Source organism: Amycolatopsis methanolica 239 (assembly GCF_000739085.1).
Lineage (GTDB): Bacteria > Actinomycetota > Actinomycetes > Mycobacteriales > Pseudonocardiaceae > Amycolatopsis_E > Amycolatopsis_E methanolica.
In genome coordinates, this window is the sequence record NZ_CP009110.1 from 6,860,860 (window position 1) to 6,881,303 (window position 20,444).

The 20,444-nt window shown below is 70.4% G+C and carries 22 protein-coding genes and 1 tRNA gene; 11 read left to right on the forward strand and 12 right to left on the reverse strand.

Translation table 11 applies throughout. From position 1 onward, the window contains the following. Window positions 1-5 precede the first annotated feature (5 nt). The gene (locus AMETH_RS33535) at window positions 6-209 is read right to left on the reverse strand and encodes a cold-shock protein (RefSeq protein WP_017985566.1); all 204 of its coding nucleotides are present in this window, start codon (window positions 207-209) and stop codon (window positions 6-8) included. A 370-nt stretch (window positions 210-579) separates the two neighbouring features. On the opposite strand from AMETH_RS33535, the gene AMETH_RS33540 reads away from it, so the two are divergent. Then, window positions 580-1,782 (forward strand): L,D-transpeptidase, encoded by a 1,203-nt coding sequence (locus tag AMETH_RS33540; protein ID WP_017985567.1) that lies wholly within the window; start codon window positions 580-582, stop codon window positions 1,780-1,782. A gap of 51 nt (window positions 1,783-1,833) precedes the next feature. Here the strand turns inward: AMETH_RS33540 and AMETH_RS38455 are convergent, their stop codons facing one another. Then, complete coding sequence (locus AMETH_RS38455; RefSeq protein ID WP_156131764.1) at window positions 1,834-1,995, reverse strand: hypothetical protein; 162 nt, start codon at window positions 1,993-1,995, stop codon at window positions 1,834-1,836. 197 nt (window positions 1,996-2,192) lie between these two features. On the opposite strand from AMETH_RS38455, the gene AMETH_RS41865 reads away from it, so the two are divergent. Beyond that, the gene (locus AMETH_RS41865; RefSeq protein ID WP_017985569.1) at window positions 2,193-2,315 is read left to right on the forward strand and encodes a hypothetical protein; all 123 of its coding nucleotides are present in this window, start codon (window positions 2,193-2,195) and stop codon (window positions 2,313-2,315) included. 52 nt (window positions 2,316-2,367) lie between these two features. Here AMETH_RS41865 and AMETH_RS33545 read toward each other — a convergent pair whose 3' ends face one another. Continuing rightward, entirely contained in the window at window positions 2,368-3,729 is a 1,362-nt protein-coding gene (locus AMETH_RS33545) for an MFS transporter (RefSeq protein ID WP_017985570.1), read from the reverse strand. Window positions 3,730-3,985: 256 nt separating this feature from the next. Here AMETH_RS33545 and AMETH_RS33550 point away from each other — a divergent pair, with 256 nt between their 5' ends. Next, window positions 3,986-4,471, forward strand: coding sequence for a PaaI family thioesterase (locus tag AMETH_RS33550; RefSeq protein WP_017985571.1), 486 nt, complete (start codon window positions 3,986-3,988; stop codon window positions 4,469-4,471). A 213-nt stretch (window positions 4,472-4,684) separates the two neighbouring features. Here AMETH_RS33550 and AMETH_RS33555 read toward each other — a convergent pair whose 3' ends face one another. The 5 genes from AMETH_RS33555 to AMETH_RS33575 all read right to left on the reverse strand — a co-directional run bounded on the left by AMETH_RS33555 (window position 4,685) and on the right by AMETH_RS33575 (window position 11,769). After that, on the reverse strand, window positions 4,685-7,195 hold the full coding sequence (locus AMETH_RS33555; RefSeq protein WP_017985572.1) for a serine/threonine-protein kinase: 2,511 nt from the start codon (window positions 7,193-7,195) through the stop codon (window positions 4,685-4,687). Between the two features lie 13 nt (window positions 7,196-7,208). After that, on the reverse strand, window positions 7,209-8,165 hold the full coding sequence (locus tag AMETH_RS33560) for a glutamate ABC transporter substrate-binding protein (RefSeq protein WP_017985573.1): 957 nt from the start codon (window positions 8,163-8,165) through the stop codon (window positions 7,209-7,211). Next, a complete protein-coding gene (locus AMETH_RS33565; protein WP_026153606.1) occupies window positions 8,165-9,556 on the reverse strand; it encodes a hypothetical protein in 1,392 nt (463 codons plus the stop codon). Before AMETH_RS33565 ends, AMETH_RS33560 begins: the two co-directional genes overlap by 1 nt. Before the next feature lie 161 nt (window positions 9,557-9,717). Beyond that, the gene (locus AMETH_RS33570) at window positions 9,718-9,921 is read right to left on the reverse strand and encodes a cold-shock protein (protein ID WP_017985575.1); all 204 of its coding nucleotides are present in this window, start codon (window positions 9,919-9,921) and stop codon (window positions 9,718-9,720) included. A 183-nt stretch (window positions 9,922-10,104) separates the two neighbouring features. Continuing rightward, on the reverse strand, window positions 10,105-11,769 hold the full coding sequence (locus AMETH_RS33575) for a thiamine pyrophosphate-binding protein (protein WP_458645618.1): 1,665 nt from the start codon (window positions 11,767-11,769) through the stop codon (window positions 10,105-10,107). 100 nt (window positions 11,770-11,869) lie between these two features. Between AMETH_RS33575 and AMETH_RS33580 the strand changes: the two genes are divergently transcribed. From AMETH_RS33580 to AMETH_RS33590, 3 genes are all read left to right on the forward strand, one after another. After that, window positions 11,870-12,277: an acyl-CoA thioesterase gene (locus AMETH_RS33580; protein ID WP_017985577.1), complete on the forward strand. Its 408-nt coding sequence runs from the start codon at window positions 11,870-11,872 to the stop codon at window positions 12,275-12,277. A gap of 462 nt (window positions 12,278-12,739) precedes the next feature. Continuing rightward, window positions 12,740-13,105, forward strand: coding sequence for a hypothetical protein (locus AMETH_RS33585; RefSeq protein WP_017985578.1), 366 nt, complete (start codon window positions 12,740-12,742; stop codon window positions 13,103-13,105). After that, window positions 13,098-13,514 carry a hypothetical protein gene (locus AMETH_RS33590; RefSeq protein ID WP_017985579.1) on the forward strand — a complete coding sequence of 139 codons (417 nt, stop codon included), beginning with the start codon at window positions 13,098-13,100 and terminating at the stop codon, window positions 13,512-13,514. Before AMETH_RS33585 ends, AMETH_RS33590 begins: the two co-directional genes overlap by 8 nt. On the opposite strand, the gene AMETH_RS33595 is transcribed toward AMETH_RS33590, so the two are convergent. Further along, window positions 13,511-13,849, reverse strand: coding sequence for a P-II family nitrogen regulator (locus tag AMETH_RS33595; RefSeq protein WP_017985580.1), 339 nt, complete (start codon window positions 13,847-13,849; stop codon window positions 13,511-13,513). The two genes, AMETH_RS33590 and AMETH_RS33595, sit on opposite strands and share 4 nt — an antisense overlap. A 110-nt stretch (window positions 13,850-13,959) precedes the next feature. Between AMETH_RS33595 and AMETH_RS33600 the strand changes: the two genes are divergently transcribed. Beyond that, a tRNA-Lys gene (locus tag AMETH_RS33600) sits at window positions 13,960-14,032 on the forward strand. A gap of 420 nt (window positions 14,033-14,452) precedes the next feature. On the opposite strand, the gene AMETH_RS33605 is transcribed toward AMETH_RS33600, so the two are convergent. Both AMETH_RS33605 and AMETH_RS33610 read right to left on the reverse strand, forming a co-directional pair. Beyond that, window positions 14,453-15,100, reverse strand: a complete 648-nt coding sequence (locus AMETH_RS33605; protein ID WP_017985581.1) for an enoyl-CoA hydratase-related protein — start codon at window positions 15,098-15,100, stop codon at window positions 14,453-14,455. Further along, window positions 15,097-15,687 (reverse strand): TetR/AcrR family transcriptional regulator, encoded by a 591-nt coding sequence (locus tag AMETH_RS33610; RefSeq protein ID WP_026153607.1) that lies wholly within the window; start codon window positions 15,685-15,687, stop codon window positions 15,097-15,099. The genes AMETH_RS33605 and AMETH_RS33610 overlap by 4 nt, the downstream gene beginning before the upstream one ends. A gap of 399 nt (window positions 15,688-16,086) precedes the next feature. On the opposite strand from AMETH_RS33610, the gene AMETH_RS33620 reads away from it, so the two are divergent. The 3 genes from AMETH_RS33620 to AMETH_RS33630 all read left to right on the forward strand — a co-directional run bounded on the left by AMETH_RS33620 (window position 16,087) and on the right by AMETH_RS33630 (window position 18,614). After that, window positions 16,087-16,299: a MerR family transcriptional regulator gene (locus AMETH_RS33620; protein WP_410468220.1), complete on the forward strand. Its 213-nt coding sequence runs from the start codon at window positions 16,087-16,089 to the stop codon at window positions 16,297-16,299. Window positions 16,300-16,402: 103 nt separating this feature from the next. Then, entirely contained in the window at window positions 16,403-17,152 is a 750-nt protein-coding gene (locus tag AMETH_RS33625) for a ZIP family metal transporter (RefSeq protein ID WP_017985585.1), read from the forward strand. Window positions 17,153-17,393: 241 nt separating this feature from the next. Then, window positions 17,394-18,614, forward strand: coding sequence for an MFS transporter (locus AMETH_RS33630; protein ID WP_017985586.1), 1,221 nt, complete (start codon window positions 17,394-17,396; stop codon window positions 18,612-18,614). On the opposite strand, the gene AMETH_RS33635 is transcribed toward AMETH_RS33630, so the two are convergent. Then, the gene (locus AMETH_RS33635) at window positions 18,603-19,958 is read right to left on the reverse strand and encodes an MFS transporter (RefSeq protein WP_017985587.1); all 1,356 of its coding nucleotides are present in this window, start codon (window positions 19,956-19,958) and stop codon (window positions 18,603-18,605) included. The two genes, AMETH_RS33630 and AMETH_RS33635, sit on opposite strands and share 12 nt — an antisense overlap. 197 nt (window positions 19,959-20,155) lie before the next feature. Here AMETH_RS33635 and AMETH_RS33640 point away from each other — a divergent pair, with 197 nt between their 5' ends. Continuing rightward, on the forward strand, window positions 20,156-20,419 hold the full coding sequence (locus AMETH_RS33640) for a DUF3040 domain-containing protein (RefSeq protein ID WP_017985588.1): 264 nt from the start codon (window positions 20,156-20,158) through the stop codon (window positions 20,417-20,419). Window positions 20,420-20,444: the final 25 nt, after the last annotated feature.

Consider the following 20,444-nt stretch of genomic DNA (forward strand, 5'->3'; position numbering starts at 1 on the left):
GAGCGTCAGATGACGCGCACCTTCTGGGCCTGCGGCCCCTTCTGCCCCTGGCCGATCTCGAACTCCACGCGCTGGTTCTCTTCGAGGGTGCGGAACCCGCGACCCTCGATCTCCGAGTAGTGCACGAAGACATCGCCCTCGCCGCCGTCCTGGGCGATGAAGCCGAAACCCTTCTCGGCGTTGAACCACTTCACAGTGCCTTGCGCCACCGCTGTTGCTCCTCGTCAATAACTCGGGCCGCCCGGATGGTTCCGACGGGATGAGCGACGAGCGCGTGCGGCTCCCGGCTCGCGTCGAAAGTTCCGCGAGTGTGTAGCCACGACCACGCAAAACAACGGCCTTCGCGGAAGCCTACCCGGATGTGGCCGATTTCGGACCCCATTGATTTCGTCACCGAGATGGCCTAGAGCGGTCACCCGGTCACTGTCGGTCCCACTCGATAGGCTGATCAACTAGCGGCCGACCGTGGCGTACCGACATCGAGGGCGCCTCCATAGTGAGGCGAGTCACACTCCTCTGCGTCAACGATCACCTACGGACGTGCGTCTGTCTGGCGACAGGGGAGAAGGGGCTTCAGAGGTGACAGGACTCCACAAGCGGCGAAAGCCGCTGGCGCTGATCGGGCTCGGTCTGGCCGCGCTGCTGACGCTGAGCGCGTGCAGCGGCGGCGACTCGCCGGGCGCCACCGGGACCGGGCAGAACACGTCCGCCGACGCGCAGCAGACCTCGGCGGGGCCGGCCAAGCTCGCCGTGCAGCCCGCCGACGGTGCCAAGGACGTGGCGCCCGCGGACTCCGCACAGGTGACGGTCACGGACGGTGAGCTGCAGTCGGTCACGCTCACCAACCCGGAGGGCAAGCCGGTCGCGGGCCGGCTCGGCGCCGACAAGCGCAGCTGGACCATCACCGAACCGCTCGGTTACGGCAAGAAGTACACGTGGTCGGGCACCGCGCTGGGCAGCGACGGCAAGCAGGTCGCCATCGGCGGCTCGTTCACCACCGTCAGCCCGCGCAAGCAGCTGTCCGCCAGCCTGAACGTCGGCGACAACCAGACCTACGGCATCGCGATGCCGATCGCGCTGACCTTCAGCTCCAAGGTCACCGACAAGGCCGCCGTCGAGCGCTCGCTGACCGTCGAGACCACGCCGAAGACCGAGGGCTCGTGGGCCTGGGTCTCCGACACCAGCGTGCACTGGCGGCCGAAGGAGTACTGGCAGCCGAACACGCAGGTCAAGGTCGCCGCGAACATCTACGGCGTGAAGATCGGCGACGGCACCTACGGCAAGCAGGACGTCACGGCCGCGTTCTCGATCGGACGCTCGCAGATCGTCAAGGGCGACACCACCACCCACCGGATGCAGGTCATCCGCGACGGCGTGCAGATCGCCGACTACCCGGTGAGCTACGGGCTGGACTCCGACCCCGGCCGCGTCACGCACAGCGGTGTCCACGTGGTGATGTCGAAGCACGCGACCTACTCGATGAGCAACCCGCGGTACGACTACTACGACGTGAACGTGCCGTGGGCGGTTCGGATCTCCAACAACGGGGAGTTCATCCACGGCCTGGCGTCGTCCATGTGGGCGCAGGGCAAGCAGAACGTTTCGCACGGCTGCCTGAATCTGTCGCCGGCGCGTGCGAAGGAGTACTACGACGGCGCGCTGATCGGCGACCCGGTCGAGATCACCGGCAGCACCCAGACGCTGTCCGCGAAGGACGGCGACTACTCGGACTGGACCTACTCCTGGGCGGACTGGACGAAGCTGTCCGCCCTCGCGGGCTGATCTGTCAGGCGTGAAGGCCACTCCCGCCACGGGGGTGGCCTTCACTGTTTTCTAGAGCGCGTGGCCGTCCAGTGCGGGCGGTGGCGCGGGCACCGTCGGAACCTCGTCCGGTTCCGGGAGATCGAGCAGGGGTGGCACCACGACCATCTGCTGCGTCATGTCGTCCAGCAGCCGCGCCGCTTCACCCACTCCGGGCCGACGTTGCTCGCCCATCCCGCAGCCGCCTCCTCTGGGATTCCGGTTCTGCCACGGTTCATTCTGCCGTGGGCGAGATCACCCCTCAATGGGGGTCTGTCGGAGAAATACTCACCAGCTTCGCGGCGATGAGTAACACGGGGAACGTCCCCCGACCACACCCCCGTAACACGGCGCGGTGACAGCCGCGCCCGAACACTCACGAGGAGGAAGCAATGGTGTTCGCTGCTCTGCTGGTGGAAGCCGGCTTGGCGGTTGCGGTGGCATCGGCTCTCACCACCTACGCACGGCGGCACTTCGCTCCTCGTGCCGACGCCCCCGCCGAGGTCACCGAGTGAGCAAAGGGCCGGGCCCCGTCAGGGACCCGGCCCTCTTCCGTCCGGTGTGGCGTCAGTTCGTGGCGGCCTTGGCCGCCGGCTGCGCGGTCACACCCTGTTCGTTGATGTGGTCCATCGGGACCCGCGCCGTCTCCGGGATCTTGAAGATCGGGAACAACGCGATCGCCGCGGCGATCATCAGGTAGAACGCCGGCCAGTCCTCGTTGCCGGTGCCGTGGATCAGGGCGGTCACGACCACACCGCAGGTGCCACCGAAGATCGACGTCGACACGTTGTAGCCGATCGCGAAGGCGCCGTAGCGCACGCGGGTCGGGAACATCGCCGGGAACGTCGACCCGATCACCGCCAGCATCAGCACCAGCAGCAGGGCCACGATCAGGAACCCGAGGAACAGCAGCACCGTGCTACCGCTCTGCATGAGCTTGATCGACGGGTAGCTCAGCACGAGGAACCCGATCGCCGCCGTCATCAGCATCGGTTTTCGGCCGACCCGGTCGGAGAGCGCGCCGATCGGCGCGATCAACGCGATCTGGATCAGCTCCACGATGATGATGATCAACGTCGCCGTGTTGTCGCTGATCTTCAACGTGTCCGTGAAGTACGTCGGCATCGTCGTCAGCAACATGTAGTCGGCGATGTTGAGCAGCAGCACGATCCCGATCAGGTTCATGATCATGCGCCAGTTGCGGGACAGGGTCTCCTTGAGCGGCGCCTTCTCCGCCTTCTCGCCCGCGGCCTCCAGCCGCCGGAACTCCGGCGTGTCCTCGAGCTTGTTCCGCAGGTACAGACCGATGAGGCCGAGCGGGAGCGCCACCCAGAACGGGATCCGCCACGCCCAGCTGTCCACCTGGTCCGCGGTGAACGACAGCGTCACCGTCAGCACCACCAGGTTGCCCAGCACGTAGCCGGCCAGCGTGCCCATCTCCAGGAAGCTGCCCCAGAACCCGCGCTTGCGCGTCGGGGCGTACTCGGCGATGAACGTCGCCGCGCCGCCGTACTCGCCGCCGGTCGAGAAGCCCTGGATCAACCGGAGCAGCAGGACCAGGATCGGGGCGCCGATCCCGATCGCGTACTCGCCCGAGTACGTCGGCAGGCAGCCGACGAGGAACGTGCAGCCGGACATCAAGAGGATCGTGATCGCCAGCACGCGCTGCCGCCCGATCTTGTCCCCCAGTGGGCCGAAGAACGCTCCGCCGAACGGCCTAACCACGAACCCGATCGCCACCAGCGCCAGCGATTTCAGAATCGCGTTCCCCTCGCCGGGAAAGAACACGGTGCCGATGCTGGCGGCAATCGCACCCGAGGTGAACACCCCGTAGTCGTACCACTCTGTTGCGTTACCCATTGCCGACGCGATGACGGCTCGTCTGACCGTCTTCTCGTCGACCTCGGGTGCCTGCGCTGTGTTCGTCATGTTCGCCCCGACCTCCTCAAACCGTTTCGTGCCAGCGCGGTCAAGGTTGCGACCTTAGTGCCATCGGGTAGTGATTTTCTCTCCTGTCGTGGTTTTTGTCTCTTCGAAGCAGGGGTAGCCAGACGTTTTCGCGGTAGAACCGGTTACCGTGTCCGATGTGAGCGACAAGCGCCGACCTGCGAATCCGTGGCCTCCGGTCCAGACCGAACAGCCGAAGATCCACCCCAAGGCGCCCGGACCGGGCACGAAACTCGAGATGCACTACGCCGAGTGCTTCGGATGCGGTGAGGTCGACAACGGTCTGCACATGCACTCCACCGTCGGTGACGCGGGAGTCGTGTACTCGCAGTTCCCGGTCACGAGCGCGCACCAGGGCGCGCCGGGGCTCGCCCACGGCGGGCTGCTGGCGTGCGCGTTCGACGAAGCGCTCGGCTCGACGGTCGGCAACCTGCTCCGCCGCCCCGCGGTGACCGGCAAGCTGGAGACCGACTTCCTGCGGCCGGTCCCGGTCGGCACGACGCTGTTCATCGCGGCGCGCGTGGACGGCGTGGCGGGCCGCAAGATCTATGCCAGCGCCGACGGGCACCTCGACTCCGCCGACGGTCCGGTGGCCGTGCGCGCGCGGGGACTGTTCGTCCAGGTGGGACTCGAACACTTCACGACGCACGGCGATCCCGAAGCGCTGCAGAAGTTCGCCCCGGCACGGACCAAGGGCCGTGAGGAGTGGGACATCAACCCCTGACGCTGCGGCCGGTTCCGGACCGGTCAGCTCGTCGGAGTTGGGCCAACTCGGGGCGGTCAGCGGCAAGCACGGCGCAGCGAGTGGCAAACACGCCTGCACTCAACCTCGGTCCGGCCCGCGCATCCGCCGCGCAGGCGGTGTGCGGCCGCTCCGGGTGGCGGGTTTGCCGCACGGGCGCTAGCCGGGTTGCCCCGAGTGGGCGGCGGCCGCGCGTCAGGTGAGTGTGCGCGGGCGCACCGAGTTGGCGCGGTCGACCAGCTCGATCCGCTCGCCCGCCGTGTGGGCCAGTCGCGCCAGTGTGCGGTAGCAGCGTTCCAGTCCGAAGCGGATGTCCCGTTCGGACAGATCGCAGCCCAGCACTTTCGCGCTCGTCCGGTATCCCGGCGGCGCGCCCTGCACGTAGCTGAACGCCGCCTCCAGCACCTCGGCCGAGATCCGCGTCCGCCGCTCGGCGTCCAGGCGCAACTGCTCCAGCTTCACGCCCGCGTCGACCAGATCCGCCTCGCTGACCGAGGTGTTCGGTCCGCTCGCGCGAGTTTTGATCTTGATGGCCGCCACCTGCGCCGCCACGTAGTGCGTAGACGCCGATGGCACCGACTCCAGCACCTCGATCGCGCCCGCCCGCGCGCCCTGCGCCAGGTACACCCGCGCCAGCCCGAACGCCGCGCTCACGTACGTCCGGTCGGTGCGCCACACCTGCTCGTACAACCGCGCCGCGGTGAAGTAGTCGCCGATGCCCTCCGCGCTGACCGCCAGCGCGAGCTTCGGTGCGATCTCGCCGGGCAGGTCGTCGTACACGGTCTCGAACGCGACGTTCGCCACCCGCGGCCGCCCGCCGGCGAGCTCGATCAGCCCCCGGTGCCAGTCGATCCGCCAGTCGTGCGGGTACCCGGCCCGGATCGCCAGGTACTGCGCCGCCTGCAGCTGGCGGTTCGCCTCCGCCAGCTCGCCCAGCTCGATGCGCGCGCGGACGATCCGCAGCCGCACCTCGATCGAGTCCGGCGGGGCGCCGGCCAGCGCGTCGATCGCGGCCCGCGGGTCGACGGCCGTCGTCGTCGCCAGCACACCGGCCGCCGGGTCGTCGGTGTCCACCTGCGGGATCGGCAGGCCGGACACGACCTCGACGGCGTCCGGCAGCGGCACCGTCCAGCCCGCCTCCGGCACCACCAGGTCCACGCCGAACGTGTTGGTCTCCGGACCGAACACAGTGGACACCGCGGGCCGCGGTTTCCCGGTGCCCATCGAGATGATCTCGCGCAGCACACCGGAAAGCTGGTCGGCCATCTCCTCCGCGGAGAGGAACCGGCGGTCCGGGTCCGGGTGCGTGGCGCGTTTGAGGAACCGGTAGTACGAGCCGAACAGCTTGAACAGCGGGATTTCGTCCGGCGTCGGCAGCCCGGCCTTGTACTTCGTGGTGTAGCCATTGAACTCGAAGCTCAGCACGGCCAGCGTGCGGCCGACGGTGTAGAGGTCCGACGCGATCGACGCGCCGTGCGTGGTCAGCTCCGGCGCGCTGTACCCGGTCGTGAAGAACAGCGGGCTGGTGTAGTCGTCGATCCGCCGCACCGCGCCCATGTCGATCAGCTTCAGCTGCTCGTGCGTCTGGATCACGTTGTCCGGCTTGAGATCGCAGTACAGCAGCCCCTGGCTGTGCAGGTACCCCAGCGCGGGCAGGATCTCCAGCCCGTATGCGATGACCTGCGCGATCGGCAGCGGCTCCGGCCGGCCGGCGGCGCGCTGGTGCGCGAGCGCGAGCTGGCGCAGCGACTGGCCGCCGATGTACTCCATCACGATGTAGCCGATGGCGTGCCCGGTGCGCGCGTCCGGGTGCTGGACGAAGTTGTAGATCTTGACGATGTTCGGGTGCTCAACCTCGGCCAGGAACCGGGTCTCGTTCACCGCCGCCGCGACGGCCGTCGGGTCACCGGTGTCGATCAGTCCTTTGAGGACGACCCAGCGGTCGTTGACGTTGCGGTCCTTGGCGAGGTAGATCCAGCCGAGCCCGCCGTAGGCGATCGCACCGAGCACCTCGTACTGCCCGCCGACCAGGTCACCCGGCTGCAGTGTGGGCAGGAACGAGTAGGCGGTGCCGCACTTCTCGCACACGCCCTCCGGCCCGGCCGAGCCGCGGCCGACCTTCGCGGAACAGTTGCCGCAGTACCGCTTCTCCTCCGACACCACCGGGTTCGTGAGGACGGCCGACGCCGGGTCGCGGTAGGGCACCGGCGGCACCTCGACCAGGCCGGCGCCGAGACGGCCGCGCCGGGTCCGCCGACCGGTGCGCCGCGAGGTGCCTGGGAACGCGCCCGTACCGGTGCCTGCTCCCGTGCCCGGCCCGGTGCCGGGCTGGCTGCCCGAACCCGTGTGCCCACTGGACCGCTCGGGCAGGACGCTGTCGGTGCCCGGGTCCGGCAGCACGGCCGGAACGCTCGGCTCCGGCGGCGGCGCAGGCGGGCGGATCATCTCGGTCATCGGCGCCGGGGAGGCGAGCACGCTGGTGAGCTGCACGTCGTCCGGCTGCACGGGTTCCGCGGGCGGGCGGACCGGCTCGATGATCTGCGTCTCGGCAGCCGAGGGCACCGGCTCGGCGATCGGCGACGGCCGGACGCCGCTCAGTTCGTCGGCAGGCCTGTTCCACCCGGTGCCGGGCTCGTCGGCGAGCGAACCGGTGATCGGCCGGTCGTCCTGGCGCGCGTGGCGCGGGCGACGCTCCTCTTCGGACACTGTGGACACCCCCTCAGCGGTAGGACACGGACGGCGGCGAACCCGGTCCGAGCGCCGGCTCGATCCAGTACTTGTACGTGTTCTGCCAGGCGCCGCCGTTGCGGACGTTCTCCAGCACCGCGTTGACGAACCGGACCATGTCGTCCTGGCCCCGCGGGATGCCCACGCCGTAGAACTCACGCGTGAACGGCTCGCCGACGACCTCCAGGTTGGGGTCCTGCCGCGCCATGCCCGCGAGGATCACGTCGTCGGTGGAGATGGCGTCGACCTGGCCCTGCTGGATCAGCACCAGGCAATCCGACCAGTTGTTCACCGACACCGGGACCGGGCGCGACGGCGCGGTGCTGATCGTCGACAGCGACGTCGAGTTCTTCGCCGCACACACCCGCTTGCCGCCGAGGTCCTGCAGGCCGCGGATGCCGGAGTTCTTCGCCGCCAGCACCGCCTGCCCGGCCTGGTAGTAGGGCGCGGAGAACGCGACGTCCTTCATGCGGGTGCAGGTGATGCTGTAGGTCCGGACGACGATGTCGACCTGGTGGTCCTTCAGCACGTCCTCACGGGCCGACGACGGGATGGCCACCCACTGGATGTGCCCCTCCCACCGGCCGAAGATCGACGCCGCGATCTGCTTGACGATCTCGATGTCGAAGCCCTCCAGATTACCGCTGGAGGGGTTGAGGAAGCCGAACAGGAAGTTGGTCTGGTCGACCCCGGCGATCAGGCGGCCGCGGTCGCGGATCTTGTCCATCGTGGACCCGGACGGGATCGAGCCGTTCGGCGAGAGGCTGCGGGTGTCGCAACTGTTGTCCGCGCCGCTGCCGCTGCCCGTGTCCCCGCCGCCGACCCCGGCGGGCAGCGGCGCCCGCACGTCACCGACCGGCGCCGGGTCGGCCGGCGTCCCGGCGCTGCCGCAACCCGCGGCCAGCAGCGCGACGGCCGCCACGAGTGCGGCCACCTTCCCCCGAGCCATCAGCGGTACTCCCTCAGCCTGTCCCTGATCCCCATCGTGGCGCCGGCCGCGGCGACCACCGCGAGGACCGCGAAGCCGGGCGCGAGCAGCGTCAGCGCGCGGTCGCCGCCGCGCGTGTCGTCGAGGAACGCCTGCCTGCCGTGCCCGATCGCGGCGACCAGCGCGTCGTCGAGGTTGGCGAACGTCGTGGCCGCGCCGCCCTGCACCGACGAGTCGACCGCGAGCTTCACGGCGTCGGAATAGGCGCCGTCGACGTCCTTGGCGCGGATCTCCTGGTGTGTGTCCAGCCACCGCTCCGCGCTGTCCGCCGCGCCCTGCACCTCGCGGGCCATATCGCCGGTGGCGAACCCGCGCGCCTCGTTCAGCAGGCCGGTGACCTGCGGCGCGAGCGCGTTGAAGACCTGTTCGTACGATCCGCCGTCCCCGCGCGCGACCAGGGTCAGCATCTCGTTGGCCCTGGCCTGCAGCGCCGCGATGCGGGCGCGGACCAGCACGTCGACCTGGTGGCTGCCGTCTTCGTCGCCGCTGCTGACCAGCACGCTCTGCACGGTCACCGCGACCCCGCCCCAGAGCAGCGCGAGCACGGTCGCGGCGGTGGCCACGACGAGCCCGACGTTCAGCACGCGGTTGGTCTTGCGGGTCAGGTACACCTGGGTCGTGATCAGCGCCGCGAGCAGGGCGAGCACGAGGAACGTGGTGACCCACGGGAAGCTGCTCGCGTCGTCCTGCTCCTCGGCCAGCCGGTCGGTGTCGATGCGGTACAGGTCCTGCGCGGCAGGCAGGATCGTGGTGCGCATCAGGCTGGAGGCCTCGAGCAGGTAGGACGAGCCGACTGGGAAGCCCTGCCGCTTGTTCGCGCGGGCGGTCTCCACCAGGCCGGTGTAGACGGGCAGCTGGCGGGTCAGGATCTCCACTTGCGCCGCCGCCTCGGGCACCCCGGCCGAGTCGGACGCGGCCTTGGCCAGGGCGACGCCGGCGCGCGCGATCGCGGTGTCGTACCGCTGGCGCAGCGACGGCGGTTCGACGCCGATCGCCAGGAACGCGCTCGCCGCGGTCGCGTCGGCGTCCGAAAGCGATCGGTACACCTCCTGCGAGGCCGCGGCCAGCGGCTCGCGGTGGTCGATGAGGTCGTTGATCGTGTTCTTGCGCTCCTGCAGCGTGATCGTCGCGACCACGCCGGTGACCAGCGCCAGCACGACGAGCCCGACCGCGATCACCGTCAGGCGGCCCGGCGTGGTGCGGGCCGAGCGCGCGATCCCGCGGACCGCGGCGCCGGGCAGTTCGAACAGGCCGGCCAGGCCACCGCGCGGGGCGTTCGGGGGCGCGGCGGGTTCCGGCACTCCACCGCCGGGGCCACCGGGCACGGCAGGCCGCGTCGCGGTAGCAGTCATCGGTTCCACCCCTCGCCCTCGAACCACACCCGCATGAAGGTACCGGACGGCGCGATCTTCCGGACCGAGGTCGCCGGGATTGCGCACACCGGTTCGAGGGGCTGTAAAACGAAGGCAGCCCCCGCCTCACGAAGAAGCGGGGGCTGCCGTTCGAAGTCGAATCAGAGGACGTTGACCCCGGTCGCCTGCGGGCCCTTCTGGCCCTGGCCGATCTCAAACTCAACCCGCTGGTTCTCCTCCAGGGTGCGGAAGCCGCGGCCCTGGATCTCCGAGTAGTGGACGAAGACGTCGCCGCCGCCATCGTCGGGAGTGATGAAGCCGAACCCCTTCTCGGAGTTGAACCACTTCACGGTGCCCTGAGCCATGAAAAAATCTCCATATACTGCAAACAAAACGGCACACCGCTCCGGTGCGCCGGGTCAATGACGGATCGGTTTGCCTCCCCGAGTGGGGAACCACTACGCCCGCCAAATCTTGCGAGCGTGCCTGAACACGAACACAAAATCTTCGAAGACCGACACCAGTAGATCACAGATCCGTCGCGAACGCTAGCTCTTGCGCGGCCGCTGGAACAGCGCGGACAGCCGGGTGTCCGGATCGATCACGTCCGGATCGGTCCGCACGTCGATCACGCTCGGCCGCTGGTGCTGCAGCGCCCGCCGCATGGTCGGCTCCAGTTGCTCGGGCGATTCGATCGTGTAGCCCGCCGCGCCGAACGAGCGAGCCCAGGCCGCGAAGTCCACCGCGGTGAGCGACACCCCGTTCAGGCGGCCGTGCTTGGCCGCCTGGTGCATGGCGACGTCGGCGTACAGGCCGTTCTGGAACACCACGACGAGGATCGGCGCGCGGTACCGCACCGCAGTCTCCAGCTCCTGCCCGGTCATCATCGCCGCCGCGTCCGAAATCACCGCGACCACTGTGCGCTTCGGGGCGGCCAGCTTCGCGCCGAGCGCCGCGGGCACGGCGTATCCCCGCACGCCGTCCGGCGGCTCGATCTGGGTGTGCGGCTCGGTGAAGCACCAGTACCGGTGCACGAACCGGGCGGTCTTGTCCGAGTCCGCGGCCACCACGGTGTCCTCGGGCGCCACCTTGCGCAGCACCCGCACCACGTCCGCCGGGTGCACCAGCGGGTGGTCCGGGCTGGTGCGCGGCGGGGTCATGTGCGTGTGGGTGGCCGCGTTGGCCGCCGAGCTGCGCCGCGACCTGGCGACGCCGACCGCGACCAGCTGACGCAGGAACGGGCCGACCTCGTAGTCGATTCGGAAGGTCAGGCCGCGCCGGTGCGTCGCGGGCAGGCCGGGGCCGATCACCACCAGCGTCTGCGACGACAGCGGGTACCGGTTGTTCTGCGTGGTCACCTCGTCCAGGCGGGTGCCGATGGCCAGCACCACGTCGGCCCGTTCCAGCGCGTCCAGCTGCCCCGGCGGGATGCCGACCCCGAGGTGGCCCGCGTAGCGCGCGTGGTTCTCCGGGAAGCTGTCCTGGCGGCGGAACGCGGTGTAGACGGCCAGGCCGAGCTGCTCGGCGGCGGCGATCAGGTCCTTGCGCGCGGTGCGGCCGATGCCGCCGGCGATCACCACCGGGTAGCGCGAGTCGGCCAGCAGGGCGGCGACCTCGTGCGCGGACCGCAGCACCGCGCCGGTGTCGTCCGGGCGCTGCTCCGGCTCCGGGATGGTGCCGTCGAACGGCGCGACCCAGAAGTCGGCGGGCACCACCAGGATCGCAGGCCCCTTGCGCCCGTCGCGCGCGGCGCGGGCCGCCTGCGCGGCGAGCACCGGCACCTGCGCGGCCGCCTCGGCGCGGCCGGTCCACTTCGCGAACGGGCCGAACAACGTCAGCGGGTCCAGCTCGGCGAGACCGTCCTGGATGCCCGGGCCGGCCAGCCGGACACTCGCGCGGTCCTCGACCAGCACGACCATCGGTGAACCGTCCTGGTAGGCCGAGCGCACGGCGACCAGGAAGTCCGCGATGCCCGGGCCGGGGCCGCCGAGCAGCAGCGCCGGGACCTCCCGCAGCTTGCCCTCGGCCTCGGCCATGAACGCGGCGCCGGTGTCCTGTCGCGCTGTGACCAACGCCATCAGCGGCTCGAACCGGAGTGCGTCGAGCAGTTCCAGGAACGCGTCCCCGGCCACGGTGTAGGCACGCCGGATCCCGGCGTCGACCAGCACGCGGACCGTGATCTCGGCGACGGTCCATCCCTCTTGGTACCCGATGGGAAGAGGTTCCCAGCGCGGCGCTACTCCGGTCAAGTGATCTTGAGATTCCCCTACGAGTGAACGATCACCCCAGAGTAGAGGCCCTAAGCTCCCGGCCGTGACCTCGTACCCGCACTGGCAGCAGGTTCCCACCCGCTGGAAGGACAACGACGTGTACGGGCACGTCAACAACGTCGTCCACTACGCCCTGATGGACACGGTCATCAACACCTACCTCATCGAGCGTGGCGGGCTCGACATCCACGACGGCGGCGTGATCGGGCTGTGCGTGGAGTCGCACTGCGACTACCACGCCTCGGTCGCGTTCCCCGAGGTGCTGTCGATCGGCCTGCGGGTCGCACACCTCGGCCGCAGCAGCGTGCGCTACGAGATCGGGATCTTCCGGTCGGACCGGGGCGAACCAGTCGCCGAGGGTCACTTCGTGCACGTGTTCGTGGACCGCGAAACCAGGCGCCCGGTGCCCGTCGAGGGGAAGCTGCGGGAGTCGCTGGAGGCGCTGGCCTGACACGGGCAGGCGCGCTGCGGGCAGCGGCCCGGCGGCCGCAGGCCCGGCACCCGGTCCGTGGCCATGGCGAAGATCGTCGTGAATATCCGTTCCGGGTTTCCGCGCCAGTTCAACTGGAAGATCACCCGATCCCCCTCGATCGCTACCACTGCCGTGCCCACGTGCCATGGTCCTCGCGGGCGGCGGCCGGTCGCACCGCCGAACCGGCGGCGTGGCAAGGGTTTCAGGTTTACGGACAGTGAGCCCCGTTGACTTTCCACCACCCGTTTGCCGTGTATTTCCGGGGCGCGGGCCCCTCTGCACAGGTCACCGCCGTGTCGGTGGAACGGGCCGGGACGGCCATCCGGGTGGACGGGAAACCGGTGGGTGATTTTCCGCTGCGGCGGCTCCTCTCGGCTGGTGGCGGGCGCCACGCGGCTAAGCTTCGACCGGTAATGGCGTTCGACGGTTGGGTGAGGACCGGTGATCACTGGGTTCGGCGTGGCCGTCGCGGTGAGCGCGGCGCTGGTCGCGGTGTGGGCCTTCGTCGCCGCCGCGCGGGGCCGGGAGCCGGGGCGCGCGCTGTTGGTGGCGCTCGGGGTGGTCGAGGTCCTGCTCGTCGCGCAGCTGGTCGTCGGGGTCGTGCTGCTGATCGGTGGCGACCGGCCCGGGAGCATGGTCACGTACCTGGCCTACCTCGTCGGGTCGCTGGTGATCCTGCCGGTCGGGGCGGCGTGGGCGCTGGCCGAGCGGAGCCGGTCGAGCACGGTCATCCTGGGCGTCGCGTGCCTGGCGATTCCCGTGATGGTCGAGCGGATCCACCAGATTTGGAGTGCCGGGCATGGCTGAGCCTTCGGAGCGGGGGACGCGGCGCACCACGGCGACGGGGCCGGGCCGGATCCTCGTCGCGGTGTACGGGATCTTCGCGCTGGCCGCGACGTCCCGCGCGGCGGTGCAGATCTCGACGAAGTGGCACGAGGCGCCGCTGGCCTACACGCTGTCCGCGCTGGCCGCGGTGATCTACATCGTGGCGACGATCGCACTGGCCCGCCGCGGCGGGGGTTCGTTCCGGCTTGCCGTGGCGGCGATCGGGATCGAGCTACTCGGCGTGCTGGTGGTCGGGACGCTGAGCGTGTTCGACCAGGAGGCCTTCCCGGACGCCACGGTGTGGTCCGGTTACGGCGAGGGGTACCTCTTCATCCCGCTGGTGCTGCCGGTGATCGGCCTGCTCTGGCTGCGGCGGACGGCTCGCCGCTAGATGGCGCCGGACCCGCGCTCGCCGGTGCGCACCCGCACGACGGTGTCCACGGGGGTCACCCACACCTTGCCGTCGCCGATCCGCCCGGTCCGGCACGCGCGGACGACCGCGTCGAGCGCCCGCTCCACGACCTCGTCGTCCAGCAGCACTTCGACGCGGAGTTTCTGCACGAAGTCGACCTGGTACTCGGCGCCGCGGTAGACCTCGCGGTGCCCCTTCTGCCTGCCGTAGCCCCGCACCTCGGTGACGGTCATCCCGAGAACCGCCAGCCGCTCGAGCGCCTGCCGAAGGTCGTCCAAGACGAACGGCCGCACGACGGCGGTCAGCAGCTTCACTCGGTGCTCCTTCTTCCCGGGCGTGCGGCCACACTAGAAGCGCCCGTGCGGCGGGAAGCGCACCCACCCCAGGCCGGAGGGGCCGGTGAAGGTCGCTAAGCTGAGCTCACGGGGCGTTAGCTCAATTGGTAGAGCTGCGGACTTTTAATCCGTAGGTTCTGGGTTCGAGCCCCAGGCGCCCCACTCTTTCGCCTGGTCAGCCGGGTTGTGGCGGTTCGCCTGTTGATCTCGGTGCCGTGCCCGGCGCGAGGTGTTGGGTGCTTGCCGCCGCTGGGGCGGCGGCGTCGGAATCTCTCGGATGAGCCCAGTCCAGGCCCTGATCGACGATCTGCTCCTCATCCTGCGTAGCGGCGAGCAGGACGTGTCCTGGGCGCGCTACGAAACCGTCGACGAACTGATCGCCGAGTTGGAGGGGCTTCGCGAGCGGGGCGACCAAGCTGCGGGGGAACTTCGGCGCTTGTGCCTGCCCACCGGCGTCATCGACGAGATCGCCATCTCCAGCGGCTGGTCCGAGGCCTGGCTGCGGCTCACCACCGGCAAGCACCGGGACGTGCTCTCACCACAGCACGGGTTACGGCCGTCCTCAAGGGACGGTCGCAAACCTCAGGCGCGCAGGGCGGAGACCGCGGAAGCGAACATCGTCGACTTGATCGCGCCCAGCGTGCCGGGGTCCTTGCCGGCCAGGGGGCGCACCCTCGCCACCGCGCGGTCGCGCAGCTCGGCCTCCGGCGCGACGTCGTCGACCAGTCCGAGCTCTCGCGCGTCCGCGCCGCCGAAGCGGGTTCCCGTGGTCATCGACGCGATCGCGGCGGCGGGGGTCAGCTTAGCCTGGATCAACGCCGCCATGCCGGGGGTGAACGGGATGTTGATGTCGGCCTCCGGGAAGCAGAAGAAACCCCGGTCGGCGCGCATGATCCGGAAGTCGTGGGCCATCGCGAGCATCGCGCCGGCCCCGAACGCGTGGCCGTTCACCGCCGCGACCGTGGGCACCGGCAGCGTCAGCACACGCACCAGGAGGTCCTGCACATCGGCGACGTAGGTCTGCGCCTGGTCGCCGTGCGCGGACAGCCAGTCGAGGTCGAGGCCGTTCGAGTAGAACTTGCCGGTGCCGATCGTGACCAGCGCGGACGAACCCCCGACGACCGTGTCGAGCGCGGTGTGCACGCTCTTCAACCAGTCCGGCGCGAACCGGTTCTCGTCGGCGCCCAGGTCCAGGATGTGCACCGGGTCTTCGAAATGCAGCACGATCATCCCTTCGGTCGAAGTGGCACAGCGAGAACAGCCCGCACGGCGGCGGCGAGCCGGTCCCGGTGGACGGCGCCGGCGTCCAGCCCGCGCCGGAAGAACGCGGTCGGCAGGTCGACCACGCACGTCGTCATGACCTCGACCGCCGCCGCGTCCCGCCGGTCCCACATCGCCCGCGACAGCCGCACCAGCAACGCCACCACGCGCTTGTCCAGTGCGAACAGGGCGTCGGCGAGTTCGGTCGGCAAGCCGGGGCCGAGGAGCTGATCCTTGTCGACGGTCAGCAGCATCCGGGCCGCGTGCGGGCGGCGCTCGGCGAACACGGCCGGGGCGTCGGCGGCCGCGACCGCCGCGTCCTCGGCCGACGCGGCGGCGTCGGCGAGTTCGGACTGCAGGTCCAGGAAGTCCGTCGCCGCCCGCAGCCACACCCGGCCGAGCAACGCCGTGATCGAACCGAACGCGTGGTAGATCGCCCCGTTCGACATGCCGGCGGCACTCGCCAGGCTGCGCACCGACACCGCGCCGTCCTCCGCGACCAGTCGCTCGGCGGTGTCGAGCAGCCGGTCGAGGTCGTGCACGCGTGGCCGGGGCATGACCGGACAGTAACAGAGCAGCTGCTCTAAAACTGGCGGCAGCGGTCACAGCGCGGCTCGGGGCGCCACGCGCCGGCCTGCGCGTCGAGTTCCCGGCGGACCTGCCACCGCGGCTTGAGGTTCCCGGAGGCGTCGTGCCGCGGCGTGCCGAACACGCGCATTTCCCGCCGTCGCCGTCCGCACCGGGGACACCGCACGCGCCGGAACACGCGGCGGCTCACCGTGTCGCTCCGGCGCCATCTCGACATGTCGCCCCTTCCCGACCCGGAAGTCGGACGAGCCGGAGGGGCCGTTACCCCAACCGGTGAAACGTTTGGCTGACAAGGACATGGAGGCTATGTGGGCCAACCGGGCCACGGGCCGCGCGACCCCGGCCGGTCACCCAATACGGTGACGATCATGACTGCACGCCGACGTACGGTGGGCTCGGGTGAACTCGCGGCCGAGCTGGGCCTGTCCCGGCGGTCGATCAGCCGTTACGCCGAGCGCGGCTGGATCCGGCCGGCGCTCGTCACGCCCGGCGGCCAGTACCGCTGGGACGTCGAGGACGTGCGCAAACAGCTCGACGCGCTACGTGAACGCAGGCAGAACCACGAGAGCTCGTCCGGTTAGGACGGTCCGCCCGCCGCTGCAAGCGCTTTCTCCCGGCGTCGAACCGAGCAGGACCACGCCCGGCGCGCGACGATGATCGGCGAACGCGACGCGGGAGGTGCGGATGCCGGAGTGGCTCGAGGCCTGGGTGTGGGGCCTGGTCGGCGGGGCGGCGCTGGTGATCGGCGCCGCGGTGGCGTGGTTCGCGCGCGTGCCGTCGCGGGTGGTCGCCTGGATCATGGCCTTCGGCGCCGGTGTGCTGATCTCGGCACTGGCCTTCGACCTGATGGACGAGGCCGAGCGGACCGGCGGCCTGCTCCCTACGGCGCTCGGGTTCCTCGGCGGGGCCGTGGCGTACGTGCTGGCGAACGTCGCGCTGGCCCGGCGCGGCGCGCGGCACCGGAAGCGGTCGCACGGCCGCCAGCCCTCGGAGGAGGAGGTGCAGGGCAGCGGCAGCGCGATCGCCATCGGGGCGCTGCTGGACGGGGTGCCCGAGTCGGTCGTGCTGGGGTTGTCGCTGCTCGGCGGTGGCGGGATCGGCGTGTCCGTGCTGGCGGCCGTGTTCATCTCGAACGTGCCGGAGGGGTTGTCGAGCGCGGCAGGCATGAAGCAGGCGGGCCGGAGCGCGCGGTACGTGTTCGGGGTGTGGGGCGGCATCGCGCTGGCCAGCGGCGCCGCGGCGCTGCTGGGAAACCTGCTCCTCGGCGGAGCGGCGCCGCAGACGATCGCCGTGATCACGGCGGTGGCGGCGGGCGCGATCCTGGCGATGATCGCGGACACGATGGTGCCGGAGGCGTTCGAGGAGGCGCAGCTGGTGACGGGCCTGATCACGGCGGCCGGGTTCCTGACGGCCTTCGCCCTGGAACGGCTGTGAAGCGGACTCGTGCGGCCCTGGCCACACCGGAGAAGTGTTAGCAGCAGCCGCTGTCGCCATCGACACAAGGACAGCTCGCTGACCCGCCGGTAGCGTGGTGACGCGCCTGGGCGAGTGCCCAGAAAACCGCAGGCCCTGGCCCCGACCGGCCCAGGCCTCAAGCACGTCCCACCGCCGGGACCCGCTCGGGAGTACCCCGGCTCTCTGGAAGGAAACACCCTTGCGGCGAGAACTGCCGCCGATGATCCGCGCGCTTGGAAACCACAACTACCGCCTGTGGGCGACCGCCGACTTCGTCTCGGTGACCGGCACGTGGATGCAGGTACTCGGCCTCAACTGGGTCGTCATGGCCCGCACCGGCTCGGCCACCTCGGTCGGTCTGTCGGTCCTCCTCTCGACCCTCCCGGCGCTGCTCATCGGCCCCTGGGCCGGCGCGATCGCCGACCGGTTCCCACCCCGGCGGATCATCCTCGCCGGCCAGACCACCCACCTGGTCATCGCGCTGGTGCTGGCGTTCATGGTCTGGCAGGACATGCCGCTGGCCACCATCTTCGGCCTCACCGCCCTCGCCGGCATGGTCGGCGCCTTCGAATCCCCCGCGCTGGGCCGCTTCGCGGGCCAGGTCGTCCCCCGCCACGACCTCGGCAACGCACTCGCGCTCGGCAGCATCATCAACTCCGCCGGCCGCGTGCTCGGCATGAGCCTGGCCGGCGTGCTCGCCGCCGCGGTCGGGGACGCGCTCCTGTTCGTACTCAACGCCGGCAGCTTCGTCGCCGTCATCGTCACCATCCTGGTGATCCGCACGGCCGAACTGCACCCGCTCGCCGTCGCCAAGGCCGACCGCGCCGGGGTCCGCGCCGGCCTGGCCTACGTGCGCCGCAGCCACATGCTCGTCGTCCTGTTCACGCTCGGCTTCGTGCTGTCCGGGCTCGGCCGCAACTACCAGGTCACCATGGCCGCCATGGCCGAAGGGCCGCTGAACTCCGGCGCCGCGGGCTACGGGCTGCTGTCGTCCGTGTTCGCCGTCGGCACGGTGATCGGCGGGATCATCGCGGCCCGCGTCCGCGAGCTCACCCTCCCGCTCCTGCTCGGCGCCGCCGCGGTGACGAGCTTCCTGCAGACCGTCAGCGGTTTCCTGCCCGGCATGCTCGGATTCGGCGCGGTGATCCTGCCGATCGCGGCAGGCGCGGTCCTCATCGACACCGCGAAGAGCACCCGGCTGCAGCTCGACTCGGCCGAGGACATGCGTGGCCGCGTGCTCTCGATCGACGGCGCGGTCGCCGCGGCCGCGGGCGCGACCGGCGCCCCGCTGCTCGGCTGGATGTGCGAGCGGCTCGGTGCGGGCGAGGCCCTGCTGGTCGCGGGTGTGGTCACCCTCGCCGCCACCGGGGTGGCGACGCTCGCGTCGCAACGGGCGCGCCGTCAGGTCGTCGAACCCGTGCTCGCCACCTCAGCGGCGTGACTCGGTCAGCTCCTCCGGGCTGACGATCGCCGGGGAGCCCTGCAACGGCCGTCCCGCCGACTCCCGCGTCAGGTAGATGCAGATCGCGCCGACGATCCCGGCCGCGATCAGGTAGTACGCGGGCCAGTTCAGGTCGCCGGTGCCGGCCACCAGGGCTCCCATCACGGTCGAGGTGGTGCCGCCGAACAGCGACACCGAGATGTTGAACGCGATCGACAGCGCCCCGGCGCGGATGTGCGTCGGGAACATCGCGGGCAGCGTCGAGGGCAGCGTGCTGGAGAAGCACACCAGCGTCAGGCCCATCACGGCCAGCCCGGCGAACGTCGCGACGTTCCCGCCGACGCGGAGCAGCAGAACCGCGGGCAGCGACAGCACCACCAGCCCGAGGCACCCCGCCATCACGATCCGCCGCCGCCCGAACCGGTCCGACAGCCTGCCGAGGAACGTGACCACGACCATCAGCAGCACGAGCACCACGATCTGCAGCACCTGCGCCGCGGTCTCCCCGACCCCGTCCTCGCCGTGGCCGGGCAGCGTGTCGGCGAGATAGGTCGGCAGGTAGCTGGTGAGCATGTAGTTCGTCACGTTCCAGGCGAGCACCAGCCCGGCGCACAGCAGCATCGCGGGCCAGTAGCGGCTGAAGATCGTGCGGAACTCCTGCCCGGCCGACTCGCGCTGCTGCCCCTCCCCGGACACGTAGTTCGCGAACGCCGGGGTCTCCTCCAGCCGCAGCCGCAGGTAGAGGCCGACCAGGCCGATCGGCAGCGCGATCAGGAACGGGATCCGCCAGCCCCAGCTCAGCAGCTGGTCCTCGGTGAGCACCGCGGTCAGCACGGTCGCGATAGTCGCGCCGAACGCGTACCCGGTCAGGGTGCCGAACTCGAGCCAGCTGCCCAGGAACCCGCGGCGGCGGTCCGGCGCGTACTCGGCGATGAACGTCATGGCACTGCCGTACTCGCCGCCCGTCGACACGCCCTGGACCAGCCGGGCGAACAGCACCAGCAGCGGCGCGGCGATGCCGATCGCCTCGTACCCGGGCACCACGCCGATCGCGAACGTGCCCAGCGCCATCAGCACGACGGTCAGCGACAGCACGCGCTTGCGGCCGATGCGGTCGGACAGCGGCCCGAAGAACAATCCGCCGAACGGCCGGATCAGGAACGACACCGCGAACAACCCGAACGTGGCGATCGTCGCGACCGGACCGGACAGGTCGGTGAAGAAGACCTTGCTGATCGTCGTGGTGAGGTAGCCGTAGACGCCGAAGTCGTACCACTCGGTGATGTTGCCGATCGCCGCCGCGCCGACCGCCCGCTTGACCACCGCCGGATCCGCGACGCTCACGTTTTGGTCTGGCACCGTCGCCGCGTACCCGTTGCCTGGACCGGGAAAACCACCCGGTCCAGGGAATCCGCGATGAGCCGCACCACACGCGAAGCGGCCGTACCCCGAGCGGTCGAACCCGCTGCCACCCGGATTGACCTGCGCTGATCCGGGTATCCGCCGGAGCAGACCAGTCGACGGCGACCCAGGGGCGGCCCATGTTGAGCCGGAACGAGCAACAGCAGCTCAGGGTGATCGAGCGGTGGTTCGAGATCAGCGATCCCGAGCTGACCAGAGCGCTGCGCGAAGGCCGCTTCCGCCACCTCGGCCGGTTCCGCAGACTGGTGTGCCTCGCGTTGATGACGTTCGGCGCGCTCCTGATCGGGCTGGGCGCGGTGGCCGCGAACGTGTTCCTGTTGTTCGTCGGCATCCTCGCCCTGACGACGGGCGTGTGCCTGCGGATCGGCGCGCTCCGGCCGTGACGGCGGGGCGGACGCCCGCCCCGCC

Excerpts from the sequence above, each read along its gene's own strand:
- AMETH_RS38455 (WP_156131764.1), bottom strand. The coding sequence starts at position 1,995 with ATGGGCGAGCAACGTCGGCCCGGAGTGGGTGAAGCGGCGCGGCTGCTG.
- AMETH_RS41865 (WP_017985569.1), top strand. The coding sequence starts at position 2,193 with ATGGTGTTCGCTGCTCTGCTGGTGGAAGCCGGCTTGGCGGTTGCGGTG.
- AMETH_RS33545 (WP_017985570.1), bottom strand. The coding sequence starts at position 3,729 with ATGACGAACACAGCGCAGGCACCCGAGGTCGACGAGAAGACGGTCAGA.
- AMETH_RS33550 (WP_017985571.1), top strand. The coding sequence starts at position 3,986 with ATGCACTACGCCGAGTGCTTCGGATGCGGTGAGGTCGACAACGGTCTG.
- AMETH_RS33560 (WP_017985573.1), bottom strand. The coding sequence starts at position 8,165 with ATGGCTCGGGGGAAGGTGGCCGCACTCGTGGCGGCCGTCGCGCTGCTG.
- AMETH_RS33565 (WP_026153606.1), bottom strand. The coding sequence starts at position 9,556 with ATGACTGCTACCGCGACGCGGCCTGCCGTGCCCGGTGGCCCCGGCGGT.
- AMETH_RS33570 (WP_017985575.1), bottom strand. The coding sequence starts at position 9,921 with ATGGCTCAGGGCACCGTGAAGTGGTTCAACTCCGAGAAGGGGTTCGGC.
- AMETH_RS33590 (WP_017985579.1), top strand. The coding sequence starts at position 13,098 with ATGGCTGAGCCTTCGGAGCGGGGGACGCGGCGCACCACGGCGACGGGG.
- AMETH_RS33605 (WP_017985581.1), bottom strand. The coding sequence starts at position 15,100 with ATGATCGTGCTGCATTTCGAAGACCCGGTGCACATCCTGGACCTGGGC.
- AMETH_RS33610 (WP_026153607.1), bottom strand. The coding sequence starts at position 15,687 with ATGCCCCGGCCACGCGTGCACGACCTCGACCGGCTGCTCGACACCGCC.
- AMETH_RS33620 (WP_410468220.1), top strand. The coding sequence starts at position 16,087 with ATGACTGCACGCCGACGTACGGTGGGCTCGGGTGAACTCGCGGCCGAG.
- AMETH_RS33625 (WP_017985585.1), top strand. The coding sequence starts at position 16,403 with ATGCCGGAGTGGCTCGAGGCCTGGGTGTGGGGCCTGGTCGGCGGGGCG.
- AMETH_RS33630 (WP_017985586.1), top strand. The coding sequence starts at position 17,394 with ATGATCCGCGCGCTTGGAAACCACAACTACCGCCTGTGGGCGACCGCC.
- AMETH_RS33640 (WP_017985588.1), top strand. The coding sequence starts at position 20,156 with ATGTTGAGCCGGAACGAGCAACAGCAGCTCAGGGTGATCGAGCGGTGG.